Source organism: Pseudomonas sp. GW821-FHT11G12, from assembly GCF_058808055.1.
Map to the genome: position 1 here is coordinate 222,000 of NZ_JBXARH010000011.1, position 14,393 is coordinate 236,392.

A 14,393-nucleotide genomic window follows, 5' to 3' on the forward strand; every position below is an offset into this window, starting at 1 on the left:
CAAAGCGGTTGAATCCGGGCGCTCAGTCAAATGCTGATACGCGACAGTTTGATATCGGGTTCCTGATTGACGCTGAGCTGCTCGACGATGGCATCCTGCAAACGGCTGCACAGCAGCGGGTCGGACAGCGGCTGATTGTGGGCGTCGGTGATGAAGAACACGTCTTCCACCCGCTCGCCCAGGGTGGCGATCTTGGCGTTCTGCAGCGACAGATCGAACTCCAGGAAAATCCCGCCGATCCGTGCCAGCAGGCCTGGACGGTCGGGTGCGGTGAGTTCCAGCACCGTCACCGGACGCTGGGCGTCGTTGTGGATCGTCACTTGTGGTGCGAACGCAAAGTGCTTGAGCTGGCGCGGCACCCGACGCTGGATGATGGTCGGGTAATCGTCCGGGTTGCGCAGGGCTTCGGTCAGGCCGTCGCGAATCTGTTTGACCCGGGTCGGATTGTCGCCGATGGATTCGCCTTCGGTGTCGAGCACGATGTAGGTGTCGAGGGTGAACTGGCTGCTGGAGGTGATGACCCGGGCGTCGTGAATGTTCAGGTTGAGCTGGTCCATCGCGGCCACGGTCACAGCAAAGAAATCGTGCTGGTCCGGCGCATAAATGAAGATCTGCGTGCCACCCTCGAATTCGCGCTGGGTGGTTTCCTTGATCAGCACCAGCGGCCCGCCGTCGGCCGGCTGCTGGAGAATCGCATCGCTGTGCCAGGCCACGTCGCCAGCGGTGTGGCGCAGGAAATAGTCATCGCCCAGTTGCGCCCACAACTGCTCGACATCGTCCGGATCGGTGCCGCCGCGCACCAGAATATCCAGCGCTGCGCTCTGGGTCTGGCGGATCTGTTCTTCGCGATCCACCGGGTTTTCCAGGCCGCGGCGTAGGGCGCGCTTGGTCTCGGTGTAAAGCTGGCGCAACAGGCTGGCGCGCCAGGAGTTCCACAGGGTCGGGTTGGTCGCGTTGATGTCGGCCACGGTCAGCACGTACAGGTAATCCAGTCGGGTTTCATCACCGACCGCCAGGGCGAAGTCGTGGATCACCTGCGGGTCGGACAAGTCCTTGCGCTGGGCGGTGGTCGACATCACCAGGTGGTTTTGCACCAGCCAGACGATCAGGCGGCTGTCCCACACCGGCAGTTGGTGGCGCTGACAGAACGCCTCGGCATCGACCGCGCCGATCTCCGAGTGGTCGCCATGCCGGCCCTTGCCGATGTCGTGATACAGGCCTGCCATGTAGATGAGTTCGGGCTTGGGCAACTTGGCCATGAGCTTGGCGGCCAGCGGGAATTTTTCCGACACCTGGGTGTACTGCAATTTACGCAGGTGCTTGATCAGATTCAGCGTGTGCGCGTCAACCGTATAAATGTGGAACAGGTCGTGCTGCATCTGCCCGACGATGAAGCCGAACTCCGGCAGGTAGCGCCCGAGAATGCCGTAGCGGTTCATTCGCCGCAGGTTGCGGTGGATGCCGATCTTGCACTTGAACAGTTCGATGAACAGGCTGGTATTGCGGATGTCGTTGCGGAAGTTGTCGTCGATCAGGTGACGGTTTTCCCGCAGCAGACGAATGGTGTCGGCGCGCACGCCTTTGATTTCCGGCTGCTGGGCCATCAGCACGAAAATCTCGAGCATGGCGAACGGTGTACGGCGGAACACGTTGTCGTTGCGTGCTTCGATGTAACCGTCGTGCAACTGGAAGCGCGAGTTGATCGGCTGCGGTGGCGCTTCGTCTTCCGGGGCGAGGATGACTTCCTCGAAGTGCTGGATGATCAGGTCGCTGAGCTGGGCGATGCTCATCACCACGCGGAAATACTGCTGCATGAAGTTTTCGACGGCCTGCTTGGCATCGTCACCTTCAAACCCCAGCAGCCCCGCAATGGTGCGTTGATGATCGAACAGCAGGCGGTCTTCGGAGCGCCCGGCCAGCATGTGCAGGGCATAGCGCACTTTCCACAGGAATTCCTGAGACGACGCCAGCAGGGCGTTTTCGCTCTCGACCAGGAAGCCTTCGCCTGCCAGGGCGCGCAGGTTCAGGGTGCCGTACTGGCGACGGGCAACCCACAGAATCGTCTGAATATCCCGTAGTCCGCCGGGCGAGCCTTTGACGTTGGGTTCCAGGTTGTATTCGGTGTCGTTGTACTTGTGGTGGCGGGCCTTCTGCTCGGCGCGCTTGGCCAGGAAGAACTCCTTGGCCGGCCACATGTGGGCGGTGCTGGTGACATCGAGCATGCGCTGGCGCAGACGCTCGGGGCCGCAGATGGTGCGGCTTTCCATCAGGTTGGTGACCACCGTCAGGTCGGCGCGGGCCTCTTCGGCGCACTCGTCCACCGAACGAACGCTCTGACCGACTTCCAGGCCGATGTCCCACAACAGTGTGAGAAAACGCTCGATGGAATCGCGGAAGATTTCGTGATCGGCGCTGTCCAGCAGGATCAGCAGGTCGATATCGGAATAGGGGTGCAACTCACCGCGACCGTAGCCGCCGACCGCGACCAGCGCGATGTCGGCGTCTTCGCTCCAGTTGAACTGGTCCCAGGCCTTTTGCAGGATGTTGTCGACGAACCAGGCGCGATCCTCGATCAGCCGCCGGATGTCGCGGCCGCTGCGAAAACGTGCATCGAGCACTTCGCGGGCCTGGCGGATCGCCTTCTTGAAGGCGGCGATAGGGCTCGCTTTCAGGGCCAGTTCAGCCTGGAACTGGCCGCGGTCGAAGAGTTCGGGATCCACCTGCGGCATCGATTGGCTTTCCTTCTATAGGCTGGGAGCGGTGTCGGGATCAGGCCGATACGCGCGGGATCGTGTCATCGCTGCGCAGGGTGAAGATCTCATAGCCGGTGTCGGTGACAAGCAAAGTGTGTTCCCACTGTGCCGACAGCTTGCGATCTTTGGTGATCGCGGTCCAGCCGTCGCCCAGTACCTTGGTGTCGGCCTTGCCCTGGTTGATCATCGGTTCGATGGTGAAGGTCATCCCGGCCTTCAGTTCCATGCCGGTGCCGGCGCGGCCGTAGTGCAGGATCTGCGGCTCTTCGTGGAACACCTTGCCGATGCCGTGACCGCAGAACTCGCGCACTACGGAGAAGCCGTTCTTTTCAGCGTGCTTCTGGATGATCTCGCCGATGTCGCCGAGACGGCAGCCGGGTTTGACGATCTCGATCGCCTTGTACATGCATTCCTGGGTGACCTGGGACAGGCGCTCGGCCCAGACCGGCACGGTGCCGACGTGGAACATGCGGCTGGTGTCGCCGTGGTAGCCGTCCTTGATTACGGTGACATCGATGTTCAGGGTGTCGCCGTTTTTCAGTGGCTTGTCGTTCGGGATGCCGTGGCAGACCACGTGGTTGATCGAGGTGCAGATCGACTTCGGGTAGCCCTTGTAGTTGAGCGGGGCAGGGATGGCCTTCTGCACGTCGACGATGTAGTCGTGGCAGATCTGGTTCAGCTCATCGGTGGTCACGCCCGGCTTGACGTGTTCGGCAATCATTTCCAGCACATCGGCGGCCAGTTTGCCGGCGACACGCATGGCGGCGATGTCCTCGGGGGTTTTGAGGGTGACGGTCATACAGGCTCTCTCTGCGCTCGGCGGCGCTTGTTGATACGGGCAGGGCGACGGTTTTCGCCTGGTGGCCCTGAAAAACGCGATTCTAACAGACCAAAGGCGCAAATCCGCGCCTGCGTGCATCGCTTCGACCTATACAATAGTGCGCGGCAGGGCGATTCCAAGGGGCTGGCGCCCATGTCCCTGACGCGATTACAGATTCCGGGTTCCGTTTGCGCCCTTCCTGTGATATAAAATGCGCCGCTTTCCGGGGATAGCTCCGGGAGCATTAACCCACACACGTGTCGACACGATGACCTGGGTGCCTTTGATCCTCGGATCAGGGGTTGGTCATTGGGATACGTGGAGGCCCAACCCGACTTATCAAGGAACTATCATGTCCCAAGTCAACATGCGCGATATGCTGAAGGCCGGTGTGCACTTCGGTCACCAAACCCGTTACTGGAACCCGAAAATGGGTAAATACATTTTCGGCGCGCGTAACAAGATTCACATCATCAACCTTGAAAAAACCCTGCCAATGTTCAACGAAGCTCTGACTTTCGTAGAGCGTCTGGCCCAGGGCAAAAACAAGATTCTGTTCGTCGGCACCAAGCGTTCCGCTGGCAAGATCGTTGCTGAAGAAGCAGCACGTTGCGGTTCGCCGTACGTCGATCACCGCTGGTTGGGCGGCATGCTGACCAACTTCAAAACCATCCGTGCTTCCATCAAGCGTCTGCGTGACCTTGAAGTACAAGCCGAAGACGGTACTTTCGCCAAGCTGACCAAGAAAGAAGCGCTGATGCGCTCCCGTGATCTTGAGAAGCTGGATCGCTCCCTGGGCGGCATCAAGGACATGGGCGGTCTGCCAGACGCACTGTTCGTGATCGACGTTGACCACGAGCGCATCGCGATCACCGAAGCCAACAAGCTGGGCATCCCGGTCATCGGCGTTGTCGATACCAACAGCAGCCCGGAAGGCGTTGACTACATCATCCCAGGCAACGATGACGCAATCCGCGCTATCCAGCTGTACATGGGTTCGATGGCTGACGCAGTAATCCGCGGTCGCAACAACGTTGCTGGCGGTACTGTTGAGTTCGCAGCTGAAGAAACTCAGGCTGCAGCTGAGTAATTGACGCCCTGGCGTTGACTCAGTAAGCAAAAAGGGGGCTTGGCCCCCTTTTTGCCACCTCGAAAACCAACTTGTCGGCAGCGCAGCTACAGCATTTGTAACGTGCAGCGGCTACAAGGTGGCTCGGGAAGAATTGAACGCCCGTTCGATCGGGTGGAATGGTTGAAAACCTATCCAAGAGGAATTTGAAAATGGCAGCAATTACTGCAGCGTTGGTTAAAGAACTGCGCGAGCGTACCGGCGAAGGCATGATGGATTGCAAGAAAGCCCTGGAAAAGGCTGACGGCGACATCGAAAAAGCCATTGATGACATGCGTGCTTCGGGCGCGATCAAGGCTGCCAAGAAAGCTGGCAACGTTGCCGCTGAAGGCGCAATCGCCATCAAGTCGAACGACAAGGCAGCCGTACTGCTGGAAGTCAACTCGCAGACCGACTTCCTGGCCCTGCAAGACGACTTCAAAAACTTCGTTGCTGCCAGCGTAGAAAAAGCCTTCGACGAAAAACTGACCGACGCGGCTCCGCTGATCGCCGCTCAGGAATCGGCTCGTGAAGCTCTGGTTGCCAAAGTTGGCGAGAACGTCAACATCCGTCGTCTGGTACGCGTAGAGGGTGACGTTGTCGGCACCTACCTGCACGGTAACAAGATCGGTGTTGCTGTTGTCCTGAAAGGCGGTGACGTCGAGCTGGCCAAAGACATCGCGATGCACGTTGCTGCAAGCAACCCTGAGTTCCTGCTGCCTTCGCAAGTCTCCGACGAAGCGATCGAGCGTGAGAAGGCTGTGTTCCTGCAGCTGAACGAAGAGAAGATCAAAGGCAAGCCAGAAAACATTGTTGAGAACATGGTCAAAGGCCGTATCAGCAAGTTCCTGGCGGAAGCGAGCCTGGTTGAGCAGGCGTTCGTCAAGAACCCTGAAGTCAAGGTTGGCGATCTGGCCAAGAAAGCCGGTGCTGAAATCGTTTCCTTCACCTACTTCAAAGTAGGCGAAGGCATCGAGAAGCCGGTCGACAACTTCGCTGAAGAAGTTGCTGCCCAGCTGGCTGCCGCCAAGCAATAAGACGGTTTTTCAACTGTCGCCCGAAAGAGGCTGCCCGCTCACGCGCGCAGCCTCTTTTCAGATAGGGTTACCAATTTTTAATTGGTTTCCTCTTGGAACTGACTTACAAAGCCATGTTCCGATGGCGCTGAAGCAGCGCCAAGCTAGAGTGAACGCCAGCTGTAAACAGCTCGCAAAGAATTTTTAAATACGCCGCAGGAGAGATTCGCAATGGCTCAGCAGGGCAGTGGTTATCAGGCTCGCTATAAACGCATTCTACTCAAGCTTAGCGGCGAGGCCCTGATGGGCTCGGAAGAGTTCGGGATCGATCCGAAAGTGCTGGATCGCATGGCGCTGGAAGTCGGCCAGTTGGTCGGTATCGGTGTTCAGGTCGGTCTGGTGATCGGTGGCGGCAACCTGTTCCGCGGTGAAGCGCTGAGCAAGGCCGGCATGGATCGGGTCACGGGCGACCACATGGGCATGCTGGCCACTGTGATGAACGCCCTGGCCATGCGCGATGCGCTGGAACGTGCCAATATCTCGGCCATCGTGATGTCGGCCATCTCCATGGTGGGTGTGACCGATCACTATGATCGTCGCAAGGCCATGCGTCACCTGAACTCCAAGGACGTGGTGATTTTCGCGGCCGGTACCGGCAATCCGTTCTTTACCACGGATTCGGCAGCCTGCCTGCGCGCAATCGAAATCGATGCGGACGTCGTGCTCAAGGCGACCAAGGTCGACGGCGTCTACACTGCCGACCCGTTCAAAGACCCGCATGCCGAGAAGTTCGATCATCTGACTTATGATGAAGTACTGGATCGCAAGCTGGGTGTAATGGATCTGACGGCCATCTGCCTGTGCCGCGACCACAAGATGCCGCTGCGCGTATTCAACATGAACAAGCCTGGTGCCCTGCTGAACATCGTCCATGGCGGCGCTGAAGGCACCCTGATCGAGGAAGGTCAACAATGATCAACGAAATCAAGAAAGACGCTAAAGAGCGCATGACGAAGTCCGTCGAGTCTCTGGCTCACAACTTCGGCCGCATTCGTACCGGTCAAGCGCACCCAAGCATCCTGGAGGGCGTAATGGTTCCGTACTACGGTTCCGATACCCCGATCAAGCAAGTGGCCAACATCACCGTCAAGGACGCCCGTACCCTGCAAGTGGTTGCGTTCGAGCGCAACATGCTCGGTGCTGTCGACAAGGCGATTGGTAGCGCGGGTCTGAACCTGAACCCGACCAACCTCGGTGAACTGCTGCTGATCAGCATGCCGGCCCTGACTGAAGAAACCCGTCGTGGTTTCACCAAGCAGGCGCGTGACGTGGCTGAAGATGCTCGTGTTGCCGTGCGCAACATTCGTCGCGATGCCAACAGCTCGCTGAAGGATCTGGTTAAAGAGAAAGAAATCAGTGAAGACGAAGAGCGTCGTGCCACTGGCGAAATCGACGACCTGACCAAGAAGTTCGTGGCTGAAATCGACGCGAAGCTGGCAGAGAAAGAAAAAGACCTGATGGCCGTATAAGGGTCGAGCTTTAAATGGATAAGACCAAGCAGACTGCGCCGTCCGCGGTGCCGCGCCATGTCGCGATCATCATGGATGGCAACAATCGCTGGGCGAAAAAACGCTTTATGCCGGGTGTCGCCGGGCATAAAGCGGGCGTGGACGCTGTTCGGGCGGTGATCGAGGTGTGTGCCGAGGCCGGGGTCGAGGTGCTGACCCTGTTCGCCTTTTCCAGTGAGAACTGGCAGCGCCCGGCCGATGAGGTCAGTGCCTTGATGGATCTGTTCTTCAAGGCATTGCGTCGTGAGGCCAAGCGCCTCAACGACAACAACATCAGTCTGCGCATCATTGGCGACCGCTCGCGTTTCCATCCCGAGCTTCAAGCTGCCATGCGCGAAGCCGAGGCCATGACCGCGGGCGCCAATCGTTTTGTCCTGCAGATCGCTGCCAACTACGGCGGTCAGTGGGATATCGCGCAAGCGGCGCAGCGTCTGGCTCGTGAGGTTCAGGCCGGGCATCTGCGTCCGGAAGACATCACGCCGGATCTGTTGCAAACCTGTCTGGCGACCGGTGACCTGCCGCTGCCGGATCTGTGCATCCGCACTGGCGGCGAGCACCGCATCAGCAACTTCCTGCTGTGGCAACTGGCCTATGCCGAGTTGTACTTCTCCGACCTGTTCTGGCCGGACTTCAAACACGATGCCATGCGTATTGCGCTGGCCGATTTCGCTTCGCGTCAGCGTCGTTTCGGTAAAACGAGCGAGCAGATCGAAGCTGGAGCCCGGGTTTAATGCTTAAACAACGAATCATCACTGCGCTGATCCTGCTGCCGATCGCCCTGGGCGGGTTTTTCCTGCTCGAGGGTTCCGGTTTTGCGCTGTTCATCGGGCTGGTCGTGAGTCTGGGTGCCTGGGAATGGGCGCGCCTGGCCGGCTTTACTGCGCAATCGTTCCGCGTCGGTTATGCGGCAGTGGTCGCGCTGATGTTGTTCGTCATGTACATCCTGCCGGGGCTGGCGCCTTGGGTGCTCGGCGCCTCGGTGATCTGGTGGGCGGTGGCGACCTGGCTGGTGCTGACCTATCCGCGCTCCAGCGAACGCTGGGCCAGCGCCGCCAGCAAACTGGTGATCGGTTTGTTGATTCTGCTGCCGGCCTGGCAAGGGCTGGTCCAGATCAAGCAATACCCGCTGGGCAACTGGCTGATCATGGCAGTGATGGTGCTGGTCTGGGGCGCCGATATCGGTGCCTATTTCTCCGGCCGCGCTTTCGGCAAGCGCAAGCTGGCCCCGCAAGTCAGCCCGGGCAAGAGCTGGGAAGGCGTGTATGGCGGTCTGGCGCTGAGCCTGGTGATCACCACGCTGGTCGCTCTGTTTCGTGACTGGACGGTGGCGCAGTTGTTCAAGGGGTTGATCGGCGCTGCGCTGATCGTGTTCATCTCGGTGGTGGGCGATCTGACTGAAAGCATGTTCAAGCGCCAGTCCGGCATCAAGGACAGCAGTAATCTGCTGCCTGGTCATGGCGGCGTACTGGATCGCATTGACAGTCTGACAGCGGCGATCCCGGTATTCGCGGTGTTGCTGTGGATGGCTGCGCCGTGAGTCGCCCGCAGCAGATTACCGTGCTGGGGGCAACCGGCTCGATCGGTCTGAGCACCCTCGATGTCATTGCTCGTCACCCTGAGCGATATCAGGTTTTTGCACTGAGCGGCTTTACTCGTCTCAGTGAGCTGTTTGCCTTGTGCGTGCGCCATGTCCCTCAGTTTGCTGTAGTGCCGGAAGTCGGCGCCGCTCGTGGCTTGCAGGACGACTTGCGTGCCGCGGGGCTGTCGACTCGGGTGCTGGTGGGGGAGGAGGGCCTGTGTCAGGTCGCGGCTGCCCCTGAGGTGGATGCCGTAATGGCTGCCATCGTCGGCGCCGCCGGTCTGCGTCCGACCCTTGCGGCGGTCGAGGCAGGCAAGAAGATCCTCCTGGCCAACAAGGAGGCGCTGGTGATGTCCGGCGCCTTGTTCATGGACGCTGTGCGCAAGAGCGGTTCGGTCCTGCTGCCAATCGACAGCGAGCACAATGCGATTTTCCAGTGCATGCCGCAGGATTTTGCCCGTGGCTTGAGTACTGTCGGCGTACGTCGGATTTTGCTGACAGCCTCCGGCGGTCCTTTCCGGCAGACGCCGATGGCCGAACTGGCGCATGTTTCACCCGACCAGGCCTGTGCTCATCCGAACTGGTCCATGGGCCGCAAGATTTCCGTGGATTCGGCCAGCATGATGAACAAGGGCCTCGAATTGATCGAGGCCTGCTGGTTATTTGATGCCAGGCCGTCGCAAGTCGAAGTGGTGATCCATCCACAGAGCGTGATTCATTCTCTGGTTGATTATGTGGACGGCTCGGTGCTGGCGCAGTTGGGCAATCCCGACATGCGCACCCCGATCGCCAATGCGCTGGCCTGGCCTGAGCGCATCGATTCCGGCGTGGCGCCATTGGACCTGTTTGCCATCGCGCGCCTGGACTTCGAAGCGCCCGATGAAGAGCGCTTCCCGTGCCTGCGACTTGCGCGTCAGGCGGCTGAGGCCGGCAACAGTGCCCCGGCGATGCTCAATGCCGCGAATGAAGTGGCAGTGGCAGCGTTTCTCGACGGGCGGGTTCGCTACCTGGAAATCGCGAGTATCATCGAGGAAGTGTTGAATCTCGAGCCAGTGGTTGCTCTGAATGATCTCGATGCGGTGTTCACGGCGGACGCGGCAGCACGCGCTCTGGCCGGGCAATGGTTGACCCGTCACGGTCGATAGACCCTGCGGTACAGGCTCCACGCGGCATAGAACAGGATTGCGGAGAAAGTAGATGAGCGCGCTCTATATGATTGCCGGCACCCTGATCGCCTTGGGTGTGCTGGTCACCTTTCACGAATTCGGCCACTTCTGGGTCGCGCGTCGCTGTGGCGTCAAGGTTTTGCGCTTTTCCGTAGGCTTCGGCATGCCATTACTGCGCTGGCATGACAAGCAGGGTACCGAGTTTGTTGTCGCGGCCATTCCGCTGGGTGGCTACGTCAAGATGCTCGACGAGCGTGAAGGTGAAGTGCCCGCTGATCAGCTTCATCAATCCTTCAATCGCAAGTCCGTTCGTCAGCGTATTGCCATCGTTGCAGCTGGCCCGGTCGCCAACTTCCTGCTGGCCATGGTGTTCTTCTGGGTGCTGGCCATGCTGGGCAGCGAACAGGTGCGTCCGGTCATCGGTGCGGTCGAGTCCGGCAGTCTCGCGGCAAAGTCCGGGCTGAGTGCGGGCCAGGAAATCATTGCCATCGACGGCGAGCCGACTTCTGGCTGGGCTGCGGTCAATCTGCAATTGGTGCGTCGTCTGGGGGAAAGTGGTTCCTTGCAGGTGCTGGTGCGCGAGCAGGGCTCCACGGCCGATTCGCCACGTGAACTTGCACTCGATCACTGGCTGAAGGGTGCCGACGAGCCTGATCCGATTCGCTCCTTGGGTATTCGCCCGTGGCGTCCGGCATTGCCGCCGATTCTCGCTGAACTCGATCCGAAAGGCCCGGCTCAGGCAGCCGGGCTGAAAACCGGCGACCGTCTGCTGGCGCTGGATGGCAAGGCACTGGATGACTGGCAGCAAGTGGTCGACACCGTTCGTACGCGTCCTGATACCAAAATCATGCTGCACATTGAGCGCGACGGTGCTCAAATCGACGTCCCTGTGACCCTGGCTGCGCGCGGCGAGAGCAAATCGCCAAGTGGTTATCTGGGGGCGGGAGTGAAAGCTGTCGACTGGCCGCCGGAGATGATCCGCGAGGTCAGTTACGGTCCTTTGGCCGCGATTGGCGAGGGTGCCCGGCGTACCTGGACCATGAGTGTCCTGACGCTGGATTCACTGAAGAAAATGCTGTTCGGCGAGCTCTCGGTAAAAAACTTGAGTGGACCGATAACCATTGCTAAAGTGGCGGGCGCTTCTGCCCAGTCGGGTGTCGCTGATTTCCTGAATTTCCTTGCTTATCTGAGTATTAGCCTGGGGGTTCTGAATTTGCTGCCCATTCCTGTACTGGATGGGGGGCATTTGTTGTTTTATCTGATCGAGTGGGCGCGTGGTCGTCCCTTGTCGGATCGGGTGCAAGGTTGGGGGATACAGATCGGTATCAGTTTGGTGGTCGGGGTGATGTTGCTTGCTCTGGTCAACGATCTGGGTCGACTGTAACGCTTCGCTGAATTGCGAATCTGCCGCATTTTGCGGCAGTTTGTTTATTGCCAGTTGGAATAAGAAAGGACTTCATGAAACGTCTGCTGCTAACTGCGGTTCTCACCGTATTGATGATCGCCGAAGTTCACGCCGAGTCCTTCACTATCTCTGATATTCGCGTCAATGGCCTCCAGCGGGTCTCCGCGGGTAGCGTCTTTGGTGCCTTGCCGTTGAACGTCGGCGAGCAGGCGGATGATCGTCGCCTGGTGGAATCCACTCGTGCGTTGTTCAAAACCGGTTTCTTTCAAGATATCCAGCTGGGCCGCGAAGGCAACGTTCTGGTGATCACTGTCGTCGAACGTCCATCGGTCGCCAGCATCGAGATCGAAGGCAACAAGGCGATCTCCACCGAAGACCTGATGAAAGGCCTCAAGCAATCCGGTCTGTCCGAAGGCGAGATCTTCCAGCGCGCGACCCTCGAAGGCGTGCGTAACGAGCTGCAACGTCAGTACGTCGCGCAAGGTCGTTACTCGGCCACCGTCGATACCGAAGTGGTATCGCAGCCGCGTAACCGTGTCGGCCTGAAAGTGAAGATCAACGAAGGCACCGTAGCTGCCATTCAGCACATCAACGTGGTGGGCAACACGGTTTTCCCTGAAGAAGACCTGACCGACCTGTTCGAACTGAAAACCACCAACTGGCTGTCGTTCTTCAAGAACGACGACAAGTACGCCCGTGAAAAGCTTTCCGGTGACCTGGAGCGTCTGCGTTCCTACTACCTGGACCGCGGCTATATCAACATGGATATCGCTTCGACCCAGGTGTCCATCACCCCGGACAAGAAACACGTCTACATCACCGTCAACGTGACCGAAGGCGAGAAGTACACCGTTCGTGACGTCAAGCTCAGCGGTGACCTGAAAGTCCCTGAGGATCAGGTCAAGTCGCTGTTGCTGGTGCAGAAAGGCCAGGTGTTCTCGCGCAAGCTGATGACTACCACCTCGGAACTGATCACTCGTCGTCTGGGTAACGAGGGCTACACCTTCGCCAACGTCAACGGTGTTCCGCAGCCGCACGATGATGACCACACCGTGGACATCCTGTTCGCCGTCGATCCAGGCAAGCGTGCCTACGTCAACCGCATCAACTTCCGTGGCAACACCAAGTCCGAAGACGAAGTGCTGCGCCGTGAAATGCGTCAGATGGAAGGTGGCTGGGCTTCGACCTACCTGATCGACCAGTCCAAGACCCGTCTGGAGCGTCTGGGCTTCTTCAAAGAAGTCAACGTTGAAACTCCGGCCGTTCCGGGTGTCGACGACCAGGTTGACGTGAACTACAGCGTTGAAGAGCAGGCTTCCGGCTCGATCACCGCCAGCGTCGGTTTCGCCCAGAGCGCCGGTCTGATCCTCGGTGGTTCGATCACCCAGAACAACTTCCTGGGTACTGGTAACCGCGTCAGCGTCGGTCTGACCCGAAGCGAATACCAGAGCCGCTACAACTTCGGCTACGTTGACCCCTACTGGACCGCCGATGGCGTGAGCCTGGGTTACAACGCGTTCTATCGCACCACCGACTACAAAGACCTCGACGTCGACGTAGCAAGTTATGCGGTAGACAGCCTGGGTGCCGGTGTGAACGTTGGCTACCCGATCAGCGAGACTTCGCGTCTGACCTTCGGTCTGTCCGCTCAGCAGGACAAGATCAAGACCGGTACTTACACCGTTGACGAGATTTTCGACTTCGTCAAGAAGGAAGGCGACCAATACCTGAACTTCAAGGCGTCGGCCGGCTGGTCCGAATCCACCCTGAACAAAGGCGTGTTGCCAACCCGTGGCCGTTCCCAGAGTCTGACCCTGGAATCGACCATTCCTGGCAGCGACCTGTCGTTCTACAAGCTTGATTACCGTGGCCAGCTGTTCCAGCCGATCACCGAGAACTACACACTGCGTCTGCATACCGAACTGGGTTACGGCGACGGTTATGGTTCGACTGATGGCTTGCCATTCTACGAAAACTACTATGCTGGTGGTTTCAACTCGGTACGTGGCTTCAAGGACAGCACCCTCGGTCCACGCAGTACGCCAAGCAAGGGTACCAACCCTGGCACCTTGGCAGACCCGGACCAGGATCCGCTTCCGTTCGGTGGTAACGTCCTGATTCAGGGCGGTGTCGAGGTTCTGTTCCCGCTGCCATTCGTCAAGGATCAGCGCTCCCTGCGTACTTCGGTATTCTGGGATGTGGGTAACGTGTTTGACTCGCAGTGCAAGGATACTGTGAACGCCGATGGCTCGAAGTCCAGCACCAAGTGCAACGACATCAGCCTGAGCAACATGGCCAGTTCCGTCGGTGTCGGCGTGACCTGGGTTACCGCACTGGGTCCTTTGAGCTTCGCGTTGGCCACACCGATCAAGAAACCGGATAACGCTGAAACTCAAGTGTTCCAATTCTCCCTCGGCCAGACGTTCTAAGCGTCTGACCCAAGATAACGACAATGGATTTTGTAGGAGTGCATCGTGCGTAAGTTGACTCAATTGGTTCTCCTGGCCTCCGTACTGGTGGCAGGCCCGGCATTTGCCGACATGAAAATCGCTGTTCTGAACTATCAGATGGCACTGCTGGAATCCGACGCAGCCAAGAAATACGCTGTGGATGCCGAGAAGAAGTTTGGCCCTCAACTGACCAAGCTCAAGACGCTGGAAAGCAGCGCCAAGGGCATTCAGGATCGTTTGATGGCGGGTGGCGACAAGATGCAGCAGGGCGAGCGTGAGCGTCTGGAGCTGGAATTCAAGCAAAAGGCCCGTGACTTCCAGTTCCAGTCCAAGGAACTGAACGAAGCCAAAGCCGTTGCTGACCGTGAAATGCTCAAGCAGCTCAAGCCGAAACTGGATAGCGCAGTGGAAGAAGTCATCAAGAAAGGTGGTTTTGACCTGGTGTTCGAGCGTGGCGCAGTGATCGATGTCAAACCTCAATATGACATCACGCGCCAGGTTATCGAGCGCATGAATCAGCTGAAGTAA

General features: G+C 58.7%; 12 protein-coding genes. 10 read left to right on the forward strand and 2 right to left on the reverse strand.

The annotated features are described in order from the left end of the window. Positions 1-26 precede the first annotated feature (26 nt). Both AC1RR7_RS27215 and map read right to left on the reverse strand, forming a co-directional pair. A complete protein-coding gene (locus AC1RR7_RS27215) occupies positions 27-2,729 on the reverse strand; it encodes a [protein-PII] uridylyltransferase (RefSeq protein WP_096819630.1) in 2,703 nt (900 codons plus the stop codon). A gap of 40 nt (positions 2,730-2,769) precedes the next feature. Further along, complete coding sequence (map, locus tag AC1RR7_RS27220) at positions 2,770-3,552, reverse strand: type I methionyl aminopeptidase (protein ID WP_096819629.1); 783 nt, start codon at positions 3,550-3,552, stop codon at positions 2,770-2,772. Positions 3,553-3,925: 373 nt separating this feature from the next. On the opposite strand from map, the gene rpsB reads away from it, so the two are divergent. From rpsB to AC1RR7_RS27270, 10 genes are all read left to right on the forward strand, one after another. Beyond that, positions 3,926-4,663 (forward strand): 30S ribosomal protein S2, encoded by a 738-nt coding sequence (rpsB, locus tag AC1RR7_RS27225; protein ID WP_003222119.1) that lies wholly within the window; start codon positions 3,926-3,928, stop codon positions 4,661-4,663. 191 nt (positions 4,664-4,854) lie between these two features. Continuing rightward, complete coding sequence (tsf, locus tag AC1RR7_RS27230; RefSeq protein ID WP_096819628.1) at positions 4,855-5,718, forward strand: translation elongation factor Ts; 864 nt, start codon at positions 4,855-4,857, stop codon at positions 5,716-5,718. A 210-nt stretch (positions 5,719-5,928) separates the two neighbouring features. Beyond that, positions 5,929-6,672 carry a UMP kinase gene (gene pyrH, locus AC1RR7_RS27235; RefSeq protein ID WP_003222124.1) on the forward strand — a complete coding sequence of 248 codons (744 nt, stop codon included), beginning with the start codon at positions 5,929-5,931 and terminating at the stop codon, positions 6,670-6,672. Then, positions 6,669-7,226 carry a ribosome recycling factor gene (gene frr / locus AC1RR7_RS27240; protein ID WP_096819627.1) on the forward strand — a complete coding sequence of 186 codons (558 nt, stop codon included), beginning with the start codon at positions 6,669-6,671 and terminating at the stop codon, positions 7,224-7,226. The genes pyrH and frr overlap by 4 nt, the downstream gene beginning before the upstream one ends. A gap of 14 nt (positions 7,227-7,240) precedes the next feature. Beyond that, a complete protein-coding gene (uppS, locus tag AC1RR7_RS27245) occupies positions 7,241-7,996 on the forward strand; it encodes a polyprenyl diphosphate synthase (protein ID WP_096819626.1) in 756 nt (251 codons plus the stop codon). After that, a complete protein-coding gene (locus AC1RR7_RS27250; protein ID WP_096819625.1) occupies positions 7,996-8,802 on the forward strand; it encodes a phosphatidate cytidylyltransferase in 807 nt (268 codons plus the stop codon). Before uppS ends, AC1RR7_RS27250 begins: the two co-directional genes overlap by 1 nt. Next, positions 8,799-9,989: a 1-deoxy-D-xylulose-5-phosphate reductoisomerase gene (ispC, locus tag AC1RR7_RS27255; RefSeq protein WP_096819624.1), complete on the forward strand. Its 1,191-nt coding sequence runs from the start codon at positions 8,799-8,801 to the stop codon at positions 9,987-9,989. The genes AC1RR7_RS27250 and ispC overlap by 4 nt, the downstream gene beginning before the upstream one ends. A 52-nt stretch (positions 9,990-10,041) precedes the next feature. Further along, entirely contained in the window at positions 10,042-11,394 is a 1,353-nt protein-coding gene (rseP, locus tag AC1RR7_RS27260; protein ID WP_493158790.1) for a sigma E protease regulator RseP, read from the forward strand. Between the two features lie 74 nt (positions 11,395-11,468). Beyond that, positions 11,469-13,844: an outer membrane protein assembly factor BamA gene (bamA, locus tag AC1RR7_RS27265; protein WP_096819622.1), complete on the forward strand. Its 2,376-nt coding sequence runs from the start codon at positions 11,469-11,471 to the stop codon at positions 13,842-13,844. A 45-nt stretch (positions 13,845-13,889) separates the two neighbouring features. After that, the gene (locus tag AC1RR7_RS27270; protein WP_003222140.1) at positions 13,890-14,393 is read left to right on the forward strand and encodes an OmpH/Skp family outer membrane protein; all 504 of its coding nucleotides are present in this window, start codon (positions 13,890-13,892) and stop codon (positions 14,391-14,393) included.

Bases quoted from the DNA above. Each gene is read 5' to 3' on its own strand.
- rpsB (WP_003222119.1), top strand. From the start codon at position 3,926: ATGTCCCAAGTCAACATGCGCGATATGCTGAAGGCCGGTGTGCACTTC.
- tsf (WP_096819628.1), top strand. From the start codon at position 4,855: ATGGCAGCAATTACTGCAGCGTTGGTTAAAGAACTGCGCGAGCGTACC.
- rseP (WP_493158790.1), top strand. From the start codon at position 10,042: ATGAGCGCGCTCTATATGATTGCCGGCACCCTGATCGCCTTGGGTGTG.
- AC1RR7_RS27215 (WP_096819630.1), bottom strand. From the start codon at position 2,729: ATGCCGCAGGTGGATCCCGAACTCTTCGACCGCGGCCAGTTCCAGGCT.
- frr (WP_096819627.1), top strand. From the start codon at position 6,669: ATGATCAACGAAATCAAGAAAGACGCTAAAGAGCGCATGACGAAGTCC.
- pyrH (WP_003222124.1), top strand. From the start codon at position 5,929: ATGGCTCAGCAGGGCAGTGGTTATCAGGCTCGCTATAAACGCATTCTA.
- uppS (WP_096819626.1), top strand. From the start codon at position 7,241: ATGGATAAGACCAAGCAGACTGCGCCGTCCGCGGTGCCGCGCCATGTC.
- map (WP_096819629.1), bottom strand. From the start codon at position 3,552: ATGACCGTCACCCTCAAAACCCCCGAGGACATCGCCGCCATGCGTGTC.
- AC1RR7_RS27250 (WP_096819625.1), top strand. From the start codon at position 7,996: ATGCTTAAACAACGAATCATCACTGCGCTGATCCTGCTGCCGATCGCC.
- bamA (WP_096819622.1), top strand. From the start codon at position 11,469: ATGAAACGTCTGCTGCTAACTGCGGTTCTCACCGTATTGATGATCGCC.